The organism is Streptomyces sp. NPDC007905 (genome assembly GCF_042959345.1).
Lineage (GTDB): Bacteria > Actinomycetota > Actinomycetes > Streptomycetales > Streptomycetaceae > Streptomyces.
Genome location: NZ_JBIBKS010000077.1, coordinates 1 through 2,213, shown reverse-complemented (window position 1 = coordinate 2,213; position 2,213 = coordinate 1). Strand labels below are relative to the sequence as shown.

Below are 2,213 nucleotides of genomic sequence, written 5' to 3'. Positions count from 1 at the left end.
GACACACACACCGTCGACTCCGTCGGCCCATACGCGTTCACCATCCGCCGACCCACCGACCACCGCACGACCACCTCGGCGCTGGTGGCCTCACCCGCCACGGTGAGGGTGGTCGAAGCCGGTATGCCGTCGGAGGGCATGGTGGCGAGCGCCGCCGGGGTGAGGGTCACATGCGTGACCTTCTGGTCCGCGAGTACGCGGACGAGGCTGGGGCCAGGCAGGAGCTCGTCGGCCGAGGCCAGGACGATGGCCGCGCCGTTGAAGAACGCGGCGCCGATCTCCGCGATCGCGGCGTCGAAACTCGGCGAGGCCATCTGCAGGACGCGGCTGTTCCCCTTGATCGCGAATCCGTCGCCCAGGGCAGCGGCCATGTGGGCGATGCCGTGGTGGGTGACGACGACACCCTTGGGACGACCCGTCGAACCAGAGGTGTAGATGACATACGCCGGGTGCTCCACCCGGAGCGGCTCACTGCGCTCGCCGTCCATGACGTCCGCCGCCGACAGCTCCGCCACCTGCCGGACCACCGCGGGATCGTCCAGGACCACCACGTCGGTCCCCCCGACGTCGCCCACGTCCACACCGTCCAGCGTCAGCACCGCCACCGGCGCCGCGTCAGCGATCATGTACGCCCTGCGCTCCGCAGGGTAACCGGGGTCGACCGGCACGTACGCGCCACCAGCCTTCACCACCGCGAGCAGCGCCACCACCAGCTCCACCGACCGCGGCATCTGCACGGCCACGAAGCGCTCCGGGCCCACGCCACGCCCGATCAGGAACCGGGCCAGGCGATTCGCCCGCTCGTTCAGCTCCGCATACGACAACTCCACCCCACCGCACACCAACGCCACGGCATCCGGAGCCACACCCACCCGATGCTCGAACAACGCCGGCAGCGTCGACGGCTCGACCCCCACCGACGTCTCGTTCCACTCCACGAGCATGCGCTGACGCTCCGCCTCACCCAGCACGTCGATGCTGCTCATCCGGGCCGCTGGGTCGGCGACCATCGCCTCGAGCACCAGCAGCAGCCGCTGCGCGAGCGCCTCGACCGTGGCCCGGTCGAACAGGTCCAGGCTGAACTCGATCGTGCCGAACAGGGTGGTGTCGGTGTCCCCGCCGCCCTCGGCCTCCCGCTCGTCGAACACGAAGGACAGGTCGAACTTCGAGGAGTCGGCGGGAACGTCGAAGTTGGTCGCCTCGATGCCGGGCAGGTCGATGCTGGCCTCGGGGACGTTCTGGAAGACCAGCATGGTCTGGAAGAGGGGGTGGCGGGCCAGGGAGCGGTCGGGGTTGAGGATCTCCACGAGCCGTTCGAAGGGCACATCCTGGTTGGCGTAGGCGGCCAGGTCGTTCTCCCGGACCCGGGCGATCAGCTCGGCCACCTCAGGGTCGCCCGACAGGTCGGTGCGCAGCACCAGGGTGTTGATGAAGAAGCCGATCAGCCGGTCCAGCGCCTCATCGGTTCGGCCGGCCACCGCCGTGCCCAGCACGATGTCCTCACCCGCGCCCAGGCGGCTCAGCAGCAGCGACAGACCGGCCTGCACCACCATGAACACACTCGCCTGCGACTGCCGCGCCAACTCCGTCAGCCCCTGATACAGCCGCGTGTCCACGGTGAACGTCACCGCTTCACCCCGGTAACTGGACATCACCGGACGCGAGCGGTCCACCGGCAACGCCATCTCAGCCGGGATACCGGCCAGTTGCTGCTTCCAGTACGACAGCTGCCCGGCGATGGCGCTCTCGGGGTCCTCCTCGTTGCCGAGGACTTCACGCTGCCAGAGGGTGTAGTCGGCGTACTGCACCGGCAGCGGCTCCCAGCCCGGCGCCTGGCCCTCGGCCCGCGCACGGTACGCCTGGGAGAAATCAGCGGCCAGCGGAGCCACCGACCAGCCATCCCCGGCAATGTGGTGCAGCACGAACAACAGCACGAACTCATCACCCGGCAACTCGAACAACACCGCCCGCAACGGCGCCTGCACCGACAGATCAAAACCACGACCCGCCTCGACCGCCATCGAGGCGTACAGGGCCTCCATGTCGGCCACGGGCACCACCGGTACGACCGGCGCCGCAGCGTCCACGTCGATCAGGATCTGGCAGGGTTCGCCGTCGCCGGCGTCGGCGAAGACCGTCCGCAGGCTCTCGTGGCGCTCCACCACATCCGCCAGCGCCGCCCGCACCACCGCCACGTCCACCGCACCACTCAG

The 2,213-nt window shown here is 69.5% G+C and carries 1 protein-coding gene; it reads right to left on the bottom strand.

Annotated features, from left to right (window positions below):
• A partial coding sequence (locus tag ACFZDC_RS41960; RefSeq protein WP_391332364.1) for a condensation domain-containing protein occupies positions 1-2,213 on the bottom strand: 2,213 nt, incomplete at both ends.